Raw genomic sequence first — 19,634 nt, 5'->3', positions numbered from 1 at the left:
TGAACGCAGAATTGCGCCCCAACCGGCCAATCGCGCATGCCGGCACGATCCGGCATGGCGGTCAGTTGCCCACGTCCTCTTCGCTCCCGGCACCGCCATACTTGATCGACACCTGCGGCGGCAGGATGCAGGTGACCGAGAACAACCCGCTCGAATCGGGGATGGTGCCCGTTGACCCGAAGTCCTCCGGCTCCCACTGAACCCCAACGCCGAGCGGCCCGCTTTCGCCCTCATCGTTGACGGTGACGGTCTTCGCCACGTACTGCGGCTCCGACACGCCCACGCCCCCGGCATCCGCAACTGAATTCACGCCCGTGCACGTCACGTCGTGATCGGCGCCATCCATCGATTTGAGCACTACTCCGGCATACGTGAAATTGTTGGTGGTGCTGTATCCGCCGGGAGGGGTATCGAACGTGCAGATGACGAAGGCATTGGTCGTGCCTTCGTTCCTGAACCCGGTGGCTTTTGGCCGCACCTTGGTATCCGTGGTCGGAATGCTCAGCGAGCACATGTCCGCGCCAGTCCGGATCTGGGTGCGATTTTGGGTCTCTGCCCCAGCCGATTGGCTGAACGCGAGTCCGATCGCGGCCGCGAGGACGGCGATGGCTGTGGAAACACGATCCATGGTTTGCTCCTGGAATCGCACGGACCGGATTGCCCGTGCCATGGAAGCCAGAACGCGAGCTGCTGCGGGAATCGGCCAGCCTCAATGCCCGCCGTCGAGTGCCTTCAGTTCGCTGACGAGCGCGCTCGCCATTTCGGCGCCGTCGCCGTAGAGCATGCGGGTGTTGTCGGCGTAAAACAGCGCGTTCTCGATGCCGGCGAAGCCGGTGCCCTTGCCGCGCTTGATGACGATGGTGTTCTTCGAATTGACCACGTCGAGGATCGGCATGCCGTAGATCGGCGAACCCGGATCGGTCTTCGCCACCGGATTCACCACGTCGTTCGCGCCGATCACCAGCGACACGTCGGTGTTGGGGAATTCCGGGTTGATGTCGTCCATGTCGGCGATCAGGTCATAGGGCACGCCGGCTTCGGCCAGCAGCACGTTCATGTGCCCGGGCATGCGCCCGGCGACCGGGTGGATGGCGAACTTCACCTTCACCCCGCGATCCATCAAGCGCTGCGTCAGTTCCCAGATCTTGTGCTGCGCCTGCGCCACGGCCATGCCGTAGCCGGGCACGATCACCACGCGTTCGGCGTAGGCCATCATCGCCGCGACGTCGGCGGCCTCGATCGGCTTCATCGAACCGGCGATGTCCTGCGCCGCAGCGCCGCCGCCGCCGAAGTTCGAGAACAGCACGTTCTTGATCGAACGGTTCATCGCCTTGGCCATGAGGCGCGTCAGCAACATGCCGGCCGCGCCGACCATGGTGCCGGCGATGATCAGGGCCTCGTTGCCGAGCACGTAGCCTTCGAACGCGACTGCGAGCCCGGTGAAGGCGTTGTACAGCGAGATGACGACGGGCATGTCCGCGCCGCCGATGGGCAGGGTCATGAGCACGCCGAGCAGCAGCGCGATGACGAAGAACGCGACGATCCACGGCATCGCGAGCGTGTAAATCGCCATTGCGCCGCAGACCACGGCGGCGGCGAACACCAGCGCGTTGAACCACTGCTGGCCCGGGAAGGTGTAGCGCTTGTCCATGCGCCCGTCGAGCTTGGCCCAGGCGATGATCGAGCCGGTCAGCGACACTGCGCCGATCAATGCCCCGATGACGGCGAGGACGAGCGCGAGTCGCGACGGCACCGGTTCGCCGCCGGAGAACTTCACCAGTTCCACCGCGCCGATCGCCGCCGCGGAACCGCCGCCCATGCCATTGAACAGCGCCACCATCTGCGGCATGTCGGTGATCGCGACCTTGCGGCCCCAGGCCCAGTTCAAGCCGACGCCAATCACGATGGCGACCAGCATCAACGCGATGTTGTGCAGGCCCGGCAGGAAGAACGTGGCCGCGGTGGCGATCAGCATGCCGACGCCGGCCCACTGGATGCCGCTGCGCGCGGTCTTGGGCGATGCCATGCGCTGCAGGCCGAGCAGGAACAGCGTCGCGGCGACGAAGTAGCTGAGCTTGACCAGGGCGAGGATGCTCACTTCGCACCCTCCTTCTTCGAGGACTTGAACATCTCCAGCATGCGTTCGGTCACGACATAGCCGCCGGCGGCGTTGCCCGCGCCGAGCAGCACCGCGACGAAGCCGATGGCCTGTTCCAGCACGGTGTCGGCATGGCCGAGCACGACCATCGCGCCGATGAGGACGATGCCGTGGATGAAGTTGGAACCCGACATCAGCGGCGTGTGCAGGATCACCGGCACTCGCGAGATGATCACGTGGCCGGCGATGGCCGCCAGCATGAAGATGTACAGCGCCACGAAACCGTCGCCCATCGCCATCGCCTCCCCGGAGTCGTCCGCATCATAACCGCGCCGCGGACGCGGCCGGGCCGCGTCAACCGCCGGCCGGCCGGCGCGTTACCCCGACATGCTGCTCGCCACCGCTAAGCTTGCGCCCGTGGACCCCGACCCCGGCCAGGAACCGCCCCGCTTGCGCGAACCGCAGACGCTCGACGCGTTCCTGGCCGCCATCGGCCCGCGCGCCTTCCGCTTCGCGGAGGCCGGGTTGCGCCACCGCGAGGACGCACTGGACGTGGTGCAGGAAGCGATGCTGAAGATGCTCGGCTACCGCGAACGCCCGGCCGGGGAATGGACGCCGCTGTTCTGGAGCATCCTGCGCAGCCGCATCATCGATGCGCAGCGGCGGCGGACCTTCCGCTTCGGCTGGCTCGACCACTGCGACCCGCAGGACGAAGCGCAGGCCGGCGACTGGAGGGATCCCTCGCCCGATCCGCAACGCGAGCACGACGGGCGCGAAGCATGGACGAAACTCGCGGCCGCCCTGCGTGCCCTGCCGCGGCGGCAGCGCGAGGCCTTCACCCTGCGCGTGCTCGAGGAACTGGACGTGGCCGATACCGCGCGTGCCATGGACTGCAGCGAAGGCTCGGTGAAGACGCACCTGTCGCGCGCCCGCGAGGCGCTGCGCAAGCAACTGGAGGACTGGCAATGAACCACGACGACGCATTCGATACCCGCCTGCGCGAAACCTGGCGAACCGCGGTCGATGCCGTGCCGTCTGCGCTCGCCTGGCGCCTGCGCCCCGTCAAACCGGAACGACGCGCGACCACGCGCTGGCCGCTGGGCGCGGCGTTCGCGGCTGCGGCCGTGCTCGCGATCGCGATCGGCCTGCGCCCGCATGCCGTGGGCACGCCGGGCGCGACGTCCGCGGCTGCGACGAACAACACCATCGCGACCACCGGCGACGTCGCCCTGACCGCGCCGCTCGACCGCAGCCCCGATTTCTACGCCTGGCTGGCATCGCCCGATGCCGAACAACTGGCGATGGAGTGAATCGATGAACGCGATCCGCCTGCTCCCCATCGTGCTGCTGTCGGCCGCGTTGTCGGCGAACGCGCAGCAAGCGCCCTCCGCCAACCTGCCCGCATGGGATCAGCTCAGCGACGCCCAGCGCGCCGAACTGGTCGCGCCGCTGCGCGACCGCTGGAACCGTTCGCCCGAAGACCGCGCGCACATGCTCGAACGCGCGCAACGCTGGCGTTCGATGTCGCCCGCCGACCGCAAGGACGCCGAACGCGGGATGCGCCGCTGGGAACGCATGGATCCGGCCAAACGCGCGCAGATGCAGGTGCTGTTCGAAAAGACCCGCGACATGCCGCCGCAACAACGCCGCGAGACGTTCGCGCTGTTCCGCGCCCTGCTGCCGCTGGATGCGGCCGGGCGCAAGGCGCTGTTGCAGCAATGGAAGGCGATGACGCCGGCGCAGCGCGATGCCTGGGTGGATGCGCACGAACCGCCACGTCGCGGACCCGGTCCGAAGCATGGCCCGGGCCCAGGACCCGACGACCACGGGCCGGACGACGACTGAGGTTCAGGCCGCGGCGGTTTCCGGCTGTGGGCGCGGCGGCCACACCGTCTTCGCCAGCAGTTCGTCGTCCCAGTCGAATGCCAGCGCGCCGTCCTTCAGCAACAGCGAGACGAAGTTGAACGCGTTGCGCGCGTACATCTCGCTGGCGTGGAACGCGCCCATCGAGGCGAGGTTCAGCGGCCCGGCGATGGTGACGCCGTTCGCATTGATGGTTTCGCCCGGTTTCGTCAATTCGCAATTGCCGCCGGTCTCCGCGGCAAGGTCGACGATGGTGCTGCCCGGCTTCATGCCGGCCACCATCGCCGCGCTGACGATCTTCGGCGCCGGACGCCCCGGTACCGCCGCGGTGCAAACGATCACGTCGACGTTCTTCAGGTGTTCGCCGAGGCGGCGCTGCTGTTCGGCGCGTTCCTCGTCGGTGAGCTGGCGCGCGTAGCCGCCCTCGCCCGCGGCGCTGACGCCGAGGTCGAGGAACTTGCCGCCCAGCGATTCGATCTGTTCGCGCGTTTCCGGACGCACGTCGAAGCCCTCGACCTGCGCACCGAGGCGTTTCGCCGTCGCGATCGCCTGCAGCCCGGCGACGCCGGCGCCGACCACCAGCACCTTCGACGGACGGATCGTGCCGGCCGCGGTGGTGAGCATGGGGAAGAAACGCGGCGCGAGTTGCGCGGCGATCAGCATCGCCTTGTAGCCGGCCATGCCGGCCTGCGAGCTCAGCACGTCCATCGCCTGCGCGCGGGTGGTGCGCGGCAGTTTTTCCAGCGGGAACGCGACGATGCCGCGTGCGCGCAGCGCTTCGGCGCGCGCCGGGTCGCTTTCCGGTTGCAGCGAACCGACCAGCACCGCGCCCTGCTTCATCGCGGCGATGGCTTCGGCCGAAGGCGGTTGCACGCACAGCACCACGTCGGCATCGCCGAGCGCGGCGTTCGCGTCGCCCACCAGTTGCGCACCAGCTTCGGCGAAGGCCTCGTCGGTGACGCCGATGCCCGTGCCGGCGTCGCGTTCGACCCGCACCTGCGCGCCGGCGGCGACCAATTTCTTGCAGGTCTCGGGCGTCAACGCCAGGCGTCGTTCGCCATCGGCGCGTTCGCGCGCCACTCCCAGGATGAAGGCCATGCACGGCTCCGCGGCGGTGTACGCCGCATCCTAACCAATGCGCGCGAAAGCTGCGCTGCCGGCGTCAGGCTGCCGCGGCGGCAAGCTGCCGGCGCACCGCGCGCATCGCCTCGTCGAACGGCGATGCCGTGGCGGTCAGCGCCAGGCGGCCTTCGGCGGCGAGCGCGGCCATCTGTTCGGGCGAAGCGACGAGCTGGCGCAAGCCGCGGCGATCCACCAGCAACCGGCGACCCGTGAGCGGCGAGATCCACGCGAGCTTGACCGAGGCTTCCTTGCCGGACTCGTCGACCAGGCGCAGCCAGGCACCCGGCTCGAGCTCGCGCATCATCGCCGCGACGGCCGCGTCGTAGGCCAGCGTGTCGGTACCGCCGACCAGGCGCAGCGTGCCGTCGTCGTCGCCGTCCTCGGCCGCAACCTGCGGGACTTCGGCCTGGGCGCGCGCGACATCGGGGAACGCCATGGCGCGGGCGAACCCGGCCAGCCATTCCTCCGCCGCGCGTGGATCGAGGCCGGAGCTGTGCGCGCACTGCGCCAGCGCTTCCTCGAGGTTGACGAGGCCCTTGGCGACCGGGCCGCCGACACCGCGCCCCGCGGCGCCATCGAGCGCGACCAGCGTGCGCGCGAGCGCCACCACCTGCACGTGCCGCGAAGATTGCTGGCCATCGCGCAGCAACACCTGCACCGCGTGGTGCAGCCAGGGTTCGGACAGGAACCCGGCGACTTCCCGCGTGAGCGCCCGGCCGGCGATCGCGGAGTCCAGCGCTTCGGCGGCCAGGCCGCGCGCCTGTTGCAGGCGTTCGCGGCCGTGCATGGCCTCGGCGGTGCGGCGTTCGGCGACTTCGGCGCGGCTGCGCTGCTGTTGCAGCATGCCTTCGAGTTCGTCGGCGGCGAGCGAGAACACCGCGAGGTCCTCGTTGTAGTCCGCGACCACGCGCATCACCAGCTCGCTGGCGCGATCGAGCAATGCGCGGTCCTGCGGCGAGGCACCGTCGTTGCTCTCGCAGCTGAGCGCGAGCGCATCGAGCAGGCGCCGCGCGGGGTGCCCGGGCTGCATGAACAGCAATTCGTCCTGGAACGCGACCCGGACGTAGGCGATCACCAGCCGCGACAGCAACTGCCGGCCGCGATCGGGCAAGGCATGGCTGCTGACGAGCGAAGTGAACAGCAGCGAGACCAGGTCGATCGCGTCCTGTTCGCGGCGCGAGAAGCGCGTCGATTCCGGGTTGATGCCGAAGCTCAGCGCCGCGGTGGACAGGTGCGCGCGGATCGCTTCGTCGAGGCGGCCATGGCCCGACAGCGATTGCGCGAAGCCCGGCACCACGTCGCGTTGCACGATCGCCGCGATGCCCACCAGCTCCTCGACCTGGAATTCGCGCACGCCGAACGGCAGCAGCGGCGGCGGTGCGGAGGATTCGCCGCGCCAGGCATGCAGCAGTTCGCGCAGGCGCTGGAATTCCACCCGCGTCTCCGCCGGCGCGCGGAAGGTTTCGATGTCGGCCGGGATCTTCGGCGGCTGCGACTGCGGCTGCGTCGCGTGCCGGCGCGGATCGAGCACCAGCCCGTCCTGCGCCATCAGGCCGTTGAGCCTGGCGTACAGATCGCCGAGATAGTCGAGCAACGCACGCTGGTATTCGTCGAACAGCAGGCGCCGCAGGCTCTCGGACAGGTCGGTCCCGGCGAAGGCCTGCTGGAAGGCGCCGACCAGGCGCACCGCGCCGATCGGGTTCGCCGGGTTCGGCGCACCGATGCTCACGCACAGCAATTCGAAGCGCTGTTCCAGCAGCTCGAGCGGGCGCGAGAATTGGCGCGCGACCGCATCGGCCACCTGCTGCCCGGCGACGTGGAAATCGAGGTCGGATTCCTCCACCAGGCCCATCGCGGCCACGTGCGCGTCGCGTCCGGCGCGATTGCGCAGGTCGTCGAAGTTGCGCGCCAGCAGTTCGCGATAGCGCATCACGAAACCCGCGCCGCGCGCGCGCAGCGCGAGCAATGCAGCCAGGTCCACGCGTTCCTGCGCGCCGCCGCCCTGGCGGATCGATTCCTGCAGTCGGGTTTCGATCGGCGCGAACAACTGGCCCGGCAGGTTGCCGAGCTGTTCCACGGCGATGCGCTTCAACTCGTCGAGGAGACGCAGTCGCTCATGGTTGCCGACCAGTTCGAGACCGAGCGGATGGTTGCTCACGGGTGTCCGCCTTGGAGACGTGGGGGAATGCGCCTTCACGGCAGGATAGTGCCGCCCTGCGTCACGTCCAGCCCTGTCGCGTCGATATGTGACTACGCTCCCGTTTCGTGATCAGGCCACGCTTCCGTGCCATCCTCAAGCCATGGACGCCCCCCTCGCCTTCCTCGATTCGCGCCGCTCGGTCCCGGCCTCGCAACTGGCCGGACCCGCCCCCGGCCACGATGCCCTGCTGCGCATGCTGCACTCGGCCTCGCGTGTTCCCGACCACGGCAAGCGCGTGCCGTTCCGATTCCTGCGGATCGAAGGCGAGGCGCGCATCGCGCTGTCCGCACGCATCGTCGAACGCTCGCGGGAGATCCACCCGGACATCGGCGAAGCGGCGCTGGAAAAGGACCGCATGCGCTTCCAGCGCGCGCCGCTGATCGTCGTGGTGATCGCACGGCAGGGCGAGGACGCGAAGATCCCGGCCTCGGAACGCTTTTCCACCGCGTCCTGCGTCTGTTTCGCCCTGCTGCAGGCGGCGCAGGCCCTCGGTTACGGCGCGCAATGGCTGACCGGCTGGCCGGCCTACGATCGCGGAATCCTGCGCACGCTCGGCGTGGGCGAAGACGAATGCGTCGCCGGCTTCATCCACATCGGCACGGCGCAGGCCGAAGCTCCGGAACGCGACCGCCCCGATCCTGCCGCGTTGCTCAGCGACCTGCGACTGTAGGAGCGCACTCGAGCGCAACTGTGGGAGCGGCTTTAGCCGCGACGCTTGTTCGCAAGTTCTGTCGCGGCTAAAACCGCTCCCACAAAAGCCGCTCCTACAATGCCCGCATGACCCCCGCTCCGAAAACGCTCCATCTCGTCGATGCCTCGCTGTTCGTGTTCCGCGCTTGGCATTCCATGCCCGACCAGTGGCACGACGCCGACGGCTGGCCGGTCAACGCGGTGCACGGTTTCGCGCGCTTCCTGCTGGAACTGCTCGAACGCGAACGCCCGAAGCACATCGCCATCGCCTTCGACGAAGCGCTCGATTCCTGCTTCCGCAACGCGCTGTATCCACAGTACAAGGCCAACCGCCCGCCGGCGCCGGACGAGCTCAAGCGCCAGTTCGGCTACTGCAAGGCGCTGTGCCAGGCGCTCGGCCTCGCGACCCTGGCGCATTCCGAATACGAAGCCGACGACCTGATCGGCAGCGCGCTGCACGCGGTGCGCGGCGATGGTTTCCGCGGCGTGATCGTGTCCGCCGACAAGGACCTGTCGCAGTTGCTCGGCGAGCACGACGAACAGTACGACCCGGGCCGCGGACGCTGGGGACGCGACGGGGTCAAGGCGCGACACGGCGTGCGCGCCGAGCAGATCGCCGATTACCTTGCGCTGTGCGGCGACGCGGTCGACAACATCCCCGGCATCACCGGCATTGGCGCGAAATCCGCGGCGGTGCTGCTGGCGCATTTCGACACGCTGGACGCCCTGCTCGAACGCAACGAGGAAGTCGCGTTCCTGCGCATCCGCGGCGCGGCGCAGATGGCCGTGCGCCTGCGCGAACAACGCGAACACGCCCTGCTCTGGCGCCAGCTCACTACCATCGCGCTGGACGCACCGCTACCCGAAGGTGCGGCGCCGTTCGCTCGCGGCAAAGCCGACCCGGCGATGCTGGACGTGCTGGTCGAGGGCGTGGGCTTCGGCAACACGACCCGCAAGCGTCTCGTCGAAGCGGCGAAACCGCCCCCGTAGGAGCGCCCATTTGGGCGCGACCAAAAGATCGCGTTTCGGGGCTGAAGCCCCTCCCACAAAAGCGGCGACTGCAATCCGCCTGCGTTAGCATTCAACCATGGGCGACGAAAAGCACACGCTGTACGAAGGCGACTGGCTGCGGCTGGTCCGCATCGGCCACTGGGAATCTTGCGAGCGCACCCATGGCCAGGGCATGGCGGTGATCGTGATCGCGGCCACGCCCGCCGACGAGGTGCTGTTCGTCGAGCAGTACCGCGTGCCGCTGGGCGCGCGCACGATCGAGATGCCGGCCGGGCTGGTCGGTGACGACCACGCCCACGACACGCTCGAAGCCGCGGCGCGGCGCGAACTGATCGAGGAAACCGGCTGGGAACCGGGCGAAGTCGACGTGCTGCTGGTCGGCCCGACGTCATCGGGCATGAGCAACGAGCGCATCGCCTTCGTGCGTGCGCGCAACTTGAAGAAAGTCGGCGACGGCGGCGGCGTGGACAATGAGGACATCGTGGTGCACGCGGTGCCGCGCGCAGAAGCGCCGGCGTGGCTGATGCGAAAGCAGGCGGAAGGTTACGAACTCGACCTCAAGCTCTGGGCGGGATTGTGGATGCTGGAACACAACCCGGACGGAACGCGGCTCGACGACTAGCCGTCATTCCCGCGAAAGCGGGTCGCTTCCGACAGCCGAATGGCTGTCCAATCCCGCGTCTAATGCTTTTTGACGAATCACGATCATTTCTCGGTCCACAGAACGACGGGATCCTTCGCCTCAGCCGGCTCAAGGGAAATCCCTCCCTTGCCCTTCGAATCGGGCCCGATGCGCAAGGAAACCTTGTCGTCCACGCATCCAGACAAATGAATGATCGCCACTCCATCCCTCAGGGTCAGTCCGCGTGGGTGCAAATCGGCGATGGAAGGTGGAACCTTCCTTCCATCTTCGAAGATCAGGAAACGAGGGGCCAGTCCTTGAGATCGACTCATTGCCCGCATATCGTCGAAAAGCCGCGTCAATCGCTGTTGCGACAGTCCACGCGCCATTGAAACGGCCTCTTCATTCGAGCCACACGAACCAAACGATACAAACCAGAAAGCGGCGATGGCAACCAACGGGATAGCCAGAACAACCGCTATCGCCAAAAGCCATCTTGACGTCCGCTTTTTCATTCAGCGCTATCCCGCAAACCCATCCGTCGCACGCACCAGCGCATCGATGTTCTGCGGCTCGAACGCGGAGTGGCCTGCTTCCGGGCTGACGTGGAGTTCGGACTTCGGCCACGCCGCGTGCAGGTCGAACGCGCTCTGCACCGGGCACACCACGTCGTAGCGGCCGTGCACGATCACGCCGGGGATGTGCGCCATCTTCGGCACGTCGCGCAGCAACTGATCGTCCGCGTCGAAGAAACCCTTGTTGACGAAGTAATGGTTCTCGATCCCCGCGAACGCCAGCGCAAAACGCGGATCGCCGTGGCTGGTCGCGTAATCGGCCGGGATGCGCAGGTAGCTCGTGCCGCCTTCCCAGATGCTCCAGGCCTGCGCAGCGGCGAGCTGCACCGCTTCGTCGCTGCTGGTGAGGCGGCGATGGTAGGCCGCGATCATGTCGCCGCGCTCTTCCGGCGGGATCTGCTCGACGTAATGCTTCCACGCATCCGGGAAAAGCCGGGACGTGCCTTCCTGGTAGAACCATTCCAGTTCCCAGCGCCGCAGCATGAAGATGCCGCGCAGCACCAGTTCGGTCACGCGCTGCGGATGCGTCTGCGCGTACGCGAGCGCGAGCGTCGAACCCCACGAACCGCCGAACACCTGCCAGCGTTCGATGCCGAGCAGCTCGCGCAGCTTCTCGATATCGGCGACGAGGTTCCAGGTGGTGTTGTCGACCAGATCCGCATGCGGCGTGCTGCGCCCGCTGCCGCGCTGGTCGAACAGCACGATGCGGTACTTCGCCGGATCGTGGAAACGGCGCATGTTGTCGCTGCAGCCCGCGCCGGGTCCGCCGTGCAGCATCACCACCGGCTTGCCGTCAGGATTGCCGCACTCCTCCCAGTACAGCGAATGGCGGTCGTCGACCTGCAGCGTGCCGGTTCGGTTCGGTGCGATTTCTGGGTAGAGCGTGCGCATTAGGAAACCAGATTTGGGGGATGCGTGGATTCTAGCTTTTGCCCGTCATCCCGGCGAAAGCCGGGACCCAGCTCTTGCTTTCTCGAATACAAAACTGGATTCCGGCTTTCGCCGGAACGACGGTTTTATGGTTGACGACCCAAGGTCACCCGATCCCTACCCTCGAGATCGCGTTCGGTCGCGATTTCGACAAATCCCGCTTCGCGCAGCAGCACGCGCACCGCTTCGCCCTGCCCCCACCCGTGTTCGAGTAGTAACCATCCACCTGTACACAGATGCGCCGGCGCATGGCGAACGATGCTGCGAATCGCGTCGAGTCCGTCGACGCCGGACGACAACGCAGACGGCGGTTCGAAGCGCAGATCGCCTTCGCTCAGGTGCGGATCGCCGAGCGCGATGTAGGGCGGATTGCTGGCGATGAGGTCGAAGGTTTCGCCGGACAGCGGCGCGAACCAGTCGCCTTGGCGGAATTCGACATTGCCGATGCCGTTGCGCTTCGCGTTTCCGCGTGCGACTTCGAGCGCAGCTTCGCTGGCATCGGTGGCGAGGAGATGGGCGCGCGGCCGTTCCTTCGCAATCGCCAGCGCGATGGCGCCGCTGCCGGTGCCGAGGTCGGCGATGCGCAATTCGACATCGACCGGAATCCGCGCCAGCGCGAGTTCCACCAGCAGTTCGGTTTCCGGGCGCGGAACCAGGGTCGCCGGCGTGACCGCGAGGTCCAGCGTCCAGAACCCGCGCGAACCGGTCAGGTAGGCCACGGGTTCGCCGGATATGCGGCGTTCGACCAGCGCTTCGTAGCGCGCGGCATCGTCCGCTGCGATCGCATCGTCGGCGTGGACCAGCAGCCAGGTGCGCGAACGCCCCAGCACGTGCGCGAGCAGCAGGTCGGCATCGGCGGCGTCGAGGCGCTGGCGGGCCTGCACCAACAGGGCCGCCACGTTGGAAGGAGCCGGGGTCATGGGGAAATGGTAGCGGCGGCGGTCGCGGGGCTTGGCATCGGGCTAACCGGCCACCATCTAGACTATGATAGCCATAAGCTATCGATCATATTCTAACAATCGATTTTCATTATCGATGGTACCGGCCTAGGCTGGCGCTCGTTCGATCCACACCCACCCACGAGAGGATTCCGAAATGTCCCTGATCAATACCCAGGTCCAGCCGTTCAAAGCCAACGCGTTCAAGGACGGCAAGTTCATCGAAGTCACCGACAAGGACCTGCAGGGCAAGTGGTCCGTGGTGATCTTCATGCCGGCCGCCTTCACCTTCAATTGCCCGACCGAAATCGAGGACGCCGCCGAACACTACGGCGAATTCCAGAAGGCCGGCGCCGAGGTCTACATCGTCACCACCGACACCCATTTCTCGCACAAGGTCTGGCACGAGACCTCTCCGGCGGTGGGCAAGGCCAAGTTCGCGCTGGTCGGCGACCCGACCCACGCGCTGTCCAAGGCGTTCGACGTGCTGATCCCCGAGGAAGGCCTGGCCCTGCGCGGCACCTTCGTCATCGACCCGAGCGGCACGATCAAGACGCTGGAAATCCACGACAACGCCATCGCCCGCGACGTCACCGAAACCGTGCGCAAGCTCAAGGCCGCGCAGTTCGTCGCCAGCCATCCGGGCGAAGTGTGCCCGGCGAAGTGGAAGGAAGGCGAAAAGACGATCAAGCCTTCGCTGGACCTGGTGGGCAAGATCTAAGCCCGCCCGTTCGACCCTCTCCCCCCGCGGGAGAGGGTTGGGTTGAGGGCGATGCGACGTCGCCCTGACCCCAGCCTTCTCACTCCACCTCTGCGCCCCGCGTTGCCGAGCGGCGACGCCTGTCCGCAACCAGGAGCAAGACCATGTTGGACGCCGACCTCAAGACTCAACTCGCCGCCTACCTCGAGAAGCTGCAGCAGCCGATCGAACTCGTCGCCTCGCTCGACGATTCCGACGCCGCGCGCGAACTCGATGGCCTGCTCGCCGACATCGCCTCGCTGTCGCCGAAGATTTCGCGCACGACCGGCGACGACGCGCGCAAGCCCTCGTTCCTGATCCGCCGCGCCGGCACGGACATCGAAGTCGGCTTCGCGGCGGTGCCGCTCGGCCATGAATTCACCTCGCTGGTGCTGGCGCTGCTGCAGGTCGGCGGGCATCCGGTGAAGATCGACGAGGCGCTGGCCGAACAGGTGCGCGCGCTGGACGGCGCGGCTTCAAATGGGCAACTCGCGTTCGAAACCTACATGTCGCTGCATTGCCAGAGCTGCCCGGACACGGTGCAGGCGCTGAACGCGATGAGCGTGCTGAATCCGCGCATCAAACACGTCGCCATCGACGGCGCGCTGTTCCAGGCCGAAGTCGAGGCCAAGGAAATCCTCTCGGTGCCGACGATCTACATGAACGGCACGGAATTCGATGCGGGACGTTTGAGCATCGAACAGATCATCGCCAAGCTCGACAACGGTGCGGCGGCACGTGCGGCCGAAGCATTGAAGGACACGGCGCCGTTCGACGTGCTGATCGTCGGCGGCGGTCCGTCCGGCGCGGCGGCGGCGATCTACGCCGCGCGCAAGGGCATCCGCACCGGCATCATCACCGAACGTTTCGGCGGCCAGGTGCTGGACACGATGGCGATCGAGAATTTTCCCTCGGTCGAATACACCGAAGGCCCGAAGCTCGCGGCCTCGCTGGAAGCGCACGTGCGCCAGTACGGCGTCGAGATCATCACCGCACAGCGCGCGAAGGCGCTGCATCCTGCGGCACGCGAAGGCGGGCTGGTCGGCGTGGAACTCGACAGCGGCGCGACGCTGCAGGCGAAGACCGTGATCCTCTCGCCCGGCGCGCGCTGGCGCCAGACCGGCGTGCCCGGTGAAAGCGAACACCGCAACAAGGGCGTGACCTACTGCCCGCACTGCGACGGCCCGCTGTTCAAGGGCAAGAAGGTCGCGGTGATCGGCGGCGGCAATTCCGGCGTGGAAGCGGCCATCGACCTGGCCGGCATCGTCGAGCACGTCACCCTGCTCGAATTCGACGGCAAGCTGCGCGCGGACGACGTGCTGCAGCGCAAGCTCAAGAGTCTTCCGAACGCGACCGTGCACGTGAACGCGCAAACCACGGAAATGCGCGGCGACGGCAGCAAGCTGCAGTCGCTGCATTTCACCGACCGCAGCAGCGGCGAAACACGCGCGGTCGACCTGGCCGGCGTGTTCGTGCAGATCGGCCTGCTGCCGAATACCGAATGGTTGAAGGGCGCGGTGGAACTCTCGCCGCGCGGCGAAATCGTCATCGACGACCGCGGCCACACCAGCGTGCCGGGCGTGTTCGCCGCCGGCGATGCGACCACGGAACCGTTCAAGCAAATTGTCGTTGCGATGGGCGCGGGCTCGACCGCGGCCTTGTCCGCCTTCGATTTCCTCATCCGGCATTCGGCGCCGGCCGAATCCGAGGCGAAGGCGGCCTGAGTCATGGACCGGTCTGCATCGCCGTTCGCGGTCCAGCGCATCGACCACATCGTGCTGCGCGTGCGCGACCTCGATCGCGCCGAAGCGTTCTACCGCGACCTGCTCGGCTGCGAAGTCGTGCGTCGGCGCGACGACCTCGGCCTGCGCCACCTGCGCGCGGGCGCATCGATGATCGACCTGGTGTCGGTGGACGGGAAACTCGGATCGCGTGGCGGCGCAGCCGCAGGCAAGGAAGCGCGCAACGTCGACCACCTGTGCCTGCGCATCGAACCCTTCGACGAAGCCGCGATCGTCGCCCACCTCGCCGCGCACGGACTCGCGCCGCACGGCCCGGCCTCGAACAACTTCGGCGCCGAAGGCGATGGCCCTTCGCTGTACTTCGACGACCCCGATGGCAACACCATCGAGCTCAAGGGCCCGTCGACGTGAACCTGCGCGACCTGAAATACCTCGTCGCGCTCGCCGACCACCGCCATTTCGGCAAGGCTGCCGACGCCAGTTTCGTCAGCCAGCCGACGCTGTCGACGCAAATCAAGAAACTGGAAGAAGAACTCGGCGTGGCGCTGGTCGAACGCGCGCCGCGCAAGGTGATGCTGACGCCGGTCGGGCGCGAAGTGGTCGAACGCGCGCGCCGGATCATCGCCGAGGTCGAGCAGATGTCCGAAGTCGCGCGCCGCAGCCGCGATCCCGAAGCCGGCACCGTGCGCCTCGGCCTGTTCCCCACGCTCGGGCCGTATTTGCTGCCCCACGTAGTGCCGCGCATCCGCGAGCGTTTCCCGCAACTGGAATTGCTGCTGGTCGAGGAAAAGAGCGACGTACTGCTGCAGCGACTGCGTGACGGCGCGCTCGATGCCGCGTTGCTCGCGCTGCCGGTCCACGACGACCAGTTGCACGCGGAATTCCTGTTCGAGGAACCCTTCCTGCTCGCGGTGCCGGAATCGCATCCGCTCGCGGGCCACGGCCCGCTCGCGCTCGACGACCTGTCGTCGCAGACCCTGCTGCTGCTCGAGGACGGGCATTGCCTGCGCGACCAGGCACTGGACGTCTGCCGCACGGCCGGCGCCGGCGAGAACGGCGGCTTCCGCGCCACCAGCCTGGAAACGCTGCGGCAGATGGTCGCGGCCAACGTCGGCGTGACCCTGCTGCCCTCGCTGGCGGTGAAGCCGCCGGTGGCGCAGTCCGATGCGATCCGCCTGCTGCCGTTCCGCGACCCGCAACCGAGCCGGCGCATCGCGATGCTCTGGCGCCGCAGTTCGGCGATGTCCGGGTTCCTCATGCAACTCGCCGCCGAGTTCAAGCGCCTGCCGCGGGAACTGCTCGCGGTCGACTTGCCGGTGCCGAAGAAAGCGCGTGCATCGAAGGCGAAGCGCATCTAGCCTGCGCGCATGAACCTGCGCAACGTCCTGATTGCCATGGTCGTGCTGGGCCTGGCCGGCTGGTGGTTTTCGCCGCATTCGCCGCGCGTGCCCGCGCCGCCGAAACACGTCGACGGAACGGCGTACGCCGGTTGCCCGTTGCCGCCGCTGGTCGCACGCGGCGCGCCACCGCTGCAGAGCGACGTGCCCGCCTCGCTCGCGCCGTTCCGGCTCGAGGATGCGAGCCTGCAACCGCTGGCCGGCTTCAGCGTGGAAGCGCGCGTCCTGTCGCGCAAGGACTACGGCTTCGGCCGCGAAGCCGAGTTCTCGCCAACCGACCTCGCCCTCGGCTGGGGCCGCATGGGGGATGATGCCGTGCTCGATCGTCTCGACATCAGGCAATCCTCGCGCTGGTACCGCTATCGCTGGCGCGGCGATCCGCCGATTCCACCCCGGGAGATCATCCGATCAAGCGCGAACATGCACATGATTCCTGCCGACCCGACCGTTGCCGCGGCGCTGCATGCGGTCCGCCCGGGCCAGCGCGTGCGCATCGATGGCTGGCTGGTGCAGGTCGATGCGAGCGATGGCTGGCACTGGCGCAGCTCGCTGACCCGCGAAGACACCGGCAGCGGTGCCTGCGAAGTGGTTTACGTCTGCTCCATTTCCCGCGAGTGACGGCGGTGCGCGCCGCAGGTGGGTTCGCGCCATGATGCCGGCCTTGAAACGCTTCCTGCTGCCGTGCGCGCTGGCCCTGGCGCTCCCCGCGATGCCGGTTTCCGCGGCGCACGGCGAAGTCGACATCGTCTTCGTCGGCGACGTGATGGTGGCCGAGATCCCCGGACAACTCATCGCGAAAGGCGTCGATCCGTTCGAACCGTTCAACGCGCTGCTGCAAAAGCACGACCTGCGCATCGGCAACCTCGAATGCGTGGTCGCCACCGGTGGCACGGCCGAGATCAAGCCCTTCACCTTCCGCGCCGACCCGGACGTGTTGCCGGTGCTGAAGAAGCATTTCGACGCGATGTCGGTGGCGAACAACCATTCCGGCGATTTCGGCAAGGCCGCCTTCGCCGAGGAACTCGGGCTGATGCGCAAGGCCGGCCTGCCTTTCTTCGGCGGCGGCGACGACTTGGCCGAAGCGCACAAGCCGGTGATCCTCGAACGCAACGGCATTCGCATCGCCCTGCTCGGTTACGTCGAGTTCAAGCCGCGCTCGTTCGAGGCCGGCGCGCACCTGCCCGGCGTGGCCTGGAGCGGCGAGGACGACCAGGTGATCGAGGACATCGCCGCCGCGCGCAGGGTTTACCACGCGGACATCGTGATCCCGTACATGCACTGGGGCTGGGAGGAAGAACCGAACCCCAGCCCGCGCCTGCGCGAATTCGCGCGGCGGATGATCGATGCCGGCGCCGACATGGTGGTCGGCGGCCATCCGCACGTGACCCAGGGCGCGGAAATGTACAAGGGCAAGCCGATCATCTACAGCCTCGGCAATTTCCTGTTCAACAGCTTCGACACCGAGGCGACCACGACCGGCTGGGTGCTGTCGGCGCGCATCGGCCGCGACGGCGTGCGCACATGGCGCACCTACGTGGCGAAACTCGACGGCGACGGCGTTCCGCATCCCGCGTTCGACAAGCCGAGCCCCTGCGGTCGCGCCGGCGACAAGGACATCCGCACATGCGAGGGCGCGCCATGAAACGCATCACCGCGTTCGCATTGCTGGCGCTGGCCTGCACCGACGCAATGGCCACGGGCGTGCGCTGCCACGTCATCTACGGCGGCGAGAACTTCACCGTCGACGCGACGCCGACCAGCGATCCGTATCGCGGCGAAAACGTGAAGATCGGGCGCTATTTCGAATTCAAGCTGGTGTACGCGAAGTTGCCGGTGACAGGCGAATCGATCAAGGCCTATGTCTACGGCGTCTCCACCGGTACGCCGGTGCCGATCCACCAGGCCACGTGGTACCCGCCCTTCGATACGCGCAGCGAGACTTACGGTTTCACCGGTTTCCACTCGGTGTACGAACCGAGCAAGAGCAGCGAAATCCAGTACTGGTGCCAGTATTTCGCCGGCGAAATGCCGGCTCAGCCCGCGGCCGCGACGCCGACCGGGCAACTCACGCCGGTGCCGCCCAAGCCGCAATAACCCATCGGGTTCTTGGCCAGGTATTGCTGGTGCTCGTCCTCGGCGTAGTAAAACGCCGGTGCGGGAAACGCGATCTCGGTCGTGATGTCGCCGTAGCCCGCTTCGTGCAGTTTGCGCTGGAACGCCTCGCGGCTGGCGATGGCCGCGTCGTACTGCGCCTGCGTCGAGCAGAAAATCGCCGAACGGTATTGCGTGCCGGCATCGTTGCCCTGGCGCATGCCCTGGGTGGGATCGTGGCTTTCCCAGAATGTCTTGAGCAACGTGTCGAACGACACCTGCGCCGGATCCCAGGCGACCAGCACGATTTCGGCGTGCCCGGTTTCGCCGGAGCACACCTCGCGATAGGTCGGGTTCGGCGTGTAGCCGCCGGCGTAACCGACCGCGGTGGTGACCACGCCCGGCAGCGACCAGAACTTGCGTTCCGCGCCCCAGAAACAGCCCATGCCGAACTGCACGGTTTCGAGTCCGTCGAAATCGCCCTGGATCGGCCGGCCGTGCACGTGGTGCGCGTTACGCACCGGCATCGGCGTATCGCGGCCCGGCAAGGCCTTCGCCGGGTCGACCATGCGTTGCTTGTGGGCGCCGATGCCGAGCATGTCGTTCTCCTCGCGTGTGATGCAGCCGATGTGCGGGCGGTCCGCTCGCCGATCAAGCCGCTCCAATCAGGCGATCGGCTCGGAAATCGGTCGCTTTTTCATTCCCGCGACGAAAATCCCGGCCAGCGCGACGCCCAATCCCAGCCATTCCCGCCCACTGGCATCGTGGTGCAGCACCAGCACGTCCAGCAGGAACGCGACCAGCGGCTGCAACAGCAGCAACAGGCCGACCAGCGTGACCGGCAACCTGGCCATCGCCCGCGAGATCAGGCTCCACGCGAGGCAATGGCCAATGCCGGCCAACGCCAGCAGGATGGCGAGCGTGCGCAGGTCCGGGATGGCGAAGGAATGGCCTTCGGCGCGCACGACGATGCCGAGCAGCAGCGCGGTGCCGAACGCGGCGATGCACAGCACCTGTTCGGTCGAGGCCGCGCCGGGCGCGTCGCAATCGGCTTCGGACTGGCTGCGCTTGAGCGTGAGGTTGTAGACCGCGTAGCAGACGCCGGTGCCCAGCCCCAGCCACACGCCCCAACGGTATTCGGCCGGCAGCGAAGCCCAGTCGCCGCCGAGCAGCAGCCACAGGCCGAACGCGGTCAGCCCCAGCCCGGCGACGAAGGCCGCACCGATGCGTTCGCCGAACAGCAGCGCGCCGGCCAGCGCCATGAAGAACACCTGCGCGTTGCCGAGCAATGTCGCCAGCCCGGGACCGACGATCAGGATGCTGCGGTGCCAGAGCCACAGGTCGGCGGCGAAGGCGCAGGCCGGCAGCGCCAGCCATGCCCAGGCCCGCGCAGGAATCGGCTTCCAGCCGCGGTAGAACGTCACCATCGCCGCGAACAGCACGCCCGCCAGGGCCATGCGCCAGAACGCGGACACCGTCGGCGGCAAGCCGCTGATCCGCACCATCAGGCCGTTGCTGCCGATCAGGCAGGCGCCGAGCAGCATGCGCACCAGCGCGGTCCGGCGCTGCGCCTCGGCGCCGCCGGGAAGTTCGTCGACCGGCGTCGCCATGCCCAT

General features: G+C 67.5%; 22 protein-coding genes and 1 pseudogene. 13 read left to right on the top strand and 10 right to left on the bottom strand.

Annotation, left to right across the window (positions count from 1 at the left end; genetic code table 11):
* Positions 1-61: 61 nt before the first annotated feature.
* The 3 genes and pseudogenes from FNZ56_RS12535 to FNZ56_RS12525 form a co-directional block, all read right to left on the bottom strand.
* Positions 62-628, bottom strand: a complete 567-nt coding sequence (locus tag FNZ56_RS12535; RefSeq protein WP_143880161.1) for a hypothetical protein — start codon at positions 626-628, stop codon at positions 62-64.
* Positions 629-709: 81 nt separating this feature from the next.
* Positions 710-2,083: pseudogene (locus FNZ56_RS12530) on the bottom strand (NAD(P)(+) transhydrogenase (Re/Si-specific) subunit beta); the annotation flags it as partial.
* Between the two features lie 11 nt (positions 2,084-2,094).
* Positions 2,095-2,391 carry an NAD(P) transhydrogenase subunit alpha gene (locus tag FNZ56_RS12525; protein WP_143880159.1) on the bottom strand — a complete coding sequence of 99 codons (297 nt, stop codon included), beginning with the start codon at positions 2,389-2,391 and terminating at the stop codon, positions 2,095-2,097.
* A 94-nt stretch (positions 2,392-2,485) separates the two neighbouring features.
* Here FNZ56_RS12525 and FNZ56_RS12520 point away from each other — a divergent pair, with 94 nt between their 5' ends.
* Genes FNZ56_RS12520 through FNZ56_RS12510 form a run of 3 tightly spaced genes read left to right on the top strand, consistent with a single transcriptional unit; the run spans position 2,486 to position 3,943 of the window.
* Positions 2,486-3,067 carry an RNA polymerase sigma factor gene (locus FNZ56_RS12520; protein ID WP_143880158.1) on the top strand — a complete coding sequence of 194 codons (582 nt, stop codon included), beginning with the start codon at positions 2,486-2,488 and terminating at the stop codon, positions 3,065-3,067.
* Positions 3,064-3,408, top strand: a complete 345-nt coding sequence (locus FNZ56_RS12515; RefSeq protein ID WP_143880157.1) for a hypothetical protein — start codon at positions 3,064-3,066, stop codon at positions 3,406-3,408. The genes FNZ56_RS12520 and FNZ56_RS12515 overlap by 4 nt, the downstream gene beginning before the upstream one ends.
* Positions 3,409-3,412: 4 nt before the next feature.
* The gene (locus FNZ56_RS12510) at positions 3,413-3,943 is read left to right on the top strand and encodes a DUF3106 domain-containing protein (protein ID WP_143880156.1); all 531 of its coding nucleotides are present in this window, start codon (positions 3,413-3,415) and stop codon (positions 3,941-3,943) included.
* A gap of 3 nt (positions 3,944-3,946) precedes the next feature.
* On the opposite strand, the gene FNZ56_RS12505 is transcribed toward FNZ56_RS12510, so the two are convergent.
* Both FNZ56_RS12505 and FNZ56_RS12500 read right to left on the bottom strand, forming a co-directional pair.
* The gene (locus FNZ56_RS12505; RefSeq protein WP_143880155.1) at positions 3,947-5,059 is read right to left on the bottom strand and encodes an NAD(P) transhydrogenase subunit alpha; all 1,113 of its coding nucleotides are present in this window, start codon (positions 5,057-5,059) and stop codon (positions 3,947-3,949) included.
* A 64-nt stretch (positions 5,060-5,123) separates the two neighbouring features.
* A complete protein-coding gene (locus FNZ56_RS12500; protein ID WP_185970750.1) occupies positions 5,124-7,241 on the bottom strand; it encodes a DUF1631 family protein in 2,118 nt (705 codons plus the stop codon).
* A 142-nt stretch (positions 7,242-7,383) separates the two neighbouring features.
* Here FNZ56_RS12500 and FNZ56_RS12495 point away from each other — a divergent pair, with 142 nt between their 5' ends.
* The 3 genes from FNZ56_RS12495 (at position 7,384) to FNZ56_RS12485 (ending at position 9,606) form a co-directional block, all read left to right on the top strand.
* A complete protein-coding gene (locus tag FNZ56_RS12495) occupies positions 7,384-7,953 on the top strand; it encodes a nitroreductase family protein (RefSeq protein ID WP_143880153.1) in 570 nt (189 codons plus the stop codon).
* A gap of 107 nt (positions 7,954-8,060) precedes the next feature.
* On the top strand, positions 8,061-8,963 hold the full coding sequence (locus FNZ56_RS12490) for a 5'-3' exonuclease (RefSeq protein ID WP_143880152.1): 903 nt from the start codon (positions 8,061-8,063) through the stop codon (positions 8,961-8,963).
* Positions 8,964-9,060: 97 nt separating this feature from the next.
* Entirely contained in the window at positions 9,061-9,606 is a 546-nt protein-coding gene (locus tag FNZ56_RS12485) for an NUDIX hydrolase (protein WP_143880151.1), read from the top strand.
* An 83-nt stretch (positions 9,607-9,689) separates the two neighbouring features.
* Here the strand turns inward: FNZ56_RS12485 and FNZ56_RS12480 are convergent, their stop codons facing one another.
* From FNZ56_RS12480 to prmC, 3 genes are all read right to left on the bottom strand, one after another.
* Complete coding sequence (locus tag FNZ56_RS12480; protein ID WP_143880150.1) at positions 9,690-10,121, bottom strand: hypothetical protein; 432 nt, start codon at positions 10,119-10,121, stop codon at positions 9,690-9,692.
* A gap of 6 nt (positions 10,122-10,127) precedes the next feature.
* Positions 10,128-11,072, bottom strand: a complete 945-nt coding sequence (gene pip, locus FNZ56_RS12475) for a prolyl aminopeptidase (RefSeq protein WP_143880149.1) — start codon at positions 11,070-11,072, stop codon at positions 10,128-10,130.
* Positions 11,073-11,197: 125 nt separating this feature from the next.
* Positions 11,198-12,031 (bottom strand): peptide chain release factor N(5)-glutamine methyltransferase, encoded by an 834-nt coding sequence (gene prmC, locus FNZ56_RS12470; RefSeq protein ID WP_143880148.1) that lies wholly within the window; start codon positions 12,029-12,031, stop codon positions 11,198-11,200.
* A 175-nt stretch (positions 12,032-12,206) separates the two neighbouring features.
* Here prmC and ahpC point away from each other — a divergent pair, with 175 nt between their 5' ends.
* From ahpC to FNZ56_RS12435, 7 genes are all read left to right on the top strand, one after another.
* Positions 12,207-12,770: an alkyl hydroperoxide reductase subunit C gene (ahpC, locus tag FNZ56_RS12465; protein ID WP_143880147.1), complete on the top strand. Its 564-nt coding sequence runs from the start codon at positions 12,207-12,209 to the stop codon at positions 12,768-12,770.
* 143 nt (positions 12,771-12,913) lie between these two features.
* Positions 12,914-14,512, top strand: a complete 1,599-nt coding sequence (gene ahpF / locus FNZ56_RS12460; protein ID WP_143880146.1) for an alkyl hydroperoxide reductase subunit F — start codon at positions 12,914-12,916, stop codon at positions 14,510-14,512.
* Positions 14,513-14,515: 3 nt separating this feature from the next.
* Entirely contained in the window at positions 14,516-14,941 is a 426-nt protein-coding gene (locus FNZ56_RS12455; RefSeq protein ID WP_143880145.1) for a VOC family protein, read from the top strand.
* Positions 14,938-15,888 (top strand): DNA-binding transcriptional regulator OxyR, encoded by a 951-nt coding sequence (oxyR, locus tag FNZ56_RS12450; protein WP_143880144.1) that lies wholly within the window; start codon positions 14,938-14,940, stop codon positions 15,886-15,888. Before FNZ56_RS12455 ends, oxyR begins: the two co-directional genes overlap by 4 nt.
* A gap of 9 nt (positions 15,889-15,897) precedes the next feature.
* Positions 15,898-16,545 carry a hypothetical protein gene (locus tag FNZ56_RS12445; RefSeq protein WP_143880143.1) on the top strand — a complete coding sequence of 216 codons (648 nt, stop codon included), beginning with the start codon at positions 15,898-15,900 and terminating at the stop codon, positions 16,543-16,545.
* A gap of 43 nt (positions 16,546-16,588) precedes the next feature.
* Positions 16,589-17,569, top strand: a complete 981-nt coding sequence (locus FNZ56_RS12440) for a CapA family protein (protein WP_221933305.1) — start codon at positions 16,589-16,591, stop codon at positions 17,567-17,569.
* The gene (locus FNZ56_RS12435; RefSeq protein WP_143880142.1) at positions 17,566-18,021 is read left to right on the top strand and encodes a hypothetical protein; all 456 of its coding nucleotides are present in this window, start codon (positions 17,566-17,568) and stop codon (positions 18,019-18,021) included. The genes FNZ56_RS12440 and FNZ56_RS12435 overlap by 4 nt, the downstream gene beginning before the upstream one ends.
* Here the strand turns inward: FNZ56_RS12435 and msrA are convergent.
* Together msrA and FNZ56_RS12425 are read right to left on the bottom strand one after the other, a co-directional pair.
* Positions 17,961-18,617 (bottom strand): peptide-methionine (S)-S-oxide reductase MsrA, encoded by a 657-nt coding sequence (msrA, locus tag FNZ56_RS12430; protein ID WP_143880141.1) that lies wholly within the window; start codon positions 18,615-18,617, stop codon positions 17,961-17,963. The two genes, FNZ56_RS12435 and msrA, sit on opposite strands and share 61 nt — an antisense overlap.
* A gap of 66 nt (positions 18,618-18,683) precedes the next feature.
* Entirely contained in the window at positions 18,684-19,634 is a 951-nt protein-coding gene (locus FNZ56_RS12425; RefSeq protein WP_143880140.1) for a DMT family transporter, read from the bottom strand.

The organism is Lysobacter lycopersici, assembly GCF_007556775.1.
In the GTDB taxonomy this organism is placed as follows: domain Bacteria; phylum Pseudomonadota; class Gammaproteobacteria; order Xanthomonadales; family Xanthomonadaceae; genus Pseudoluteimonas; species Pseudoluteimonas lycopersici.
The sequence above is the reverse complement of the archived record's forward strand: the minus strand, read 5'-3'. Positions and strand labels throughout refer to the sequence as shown.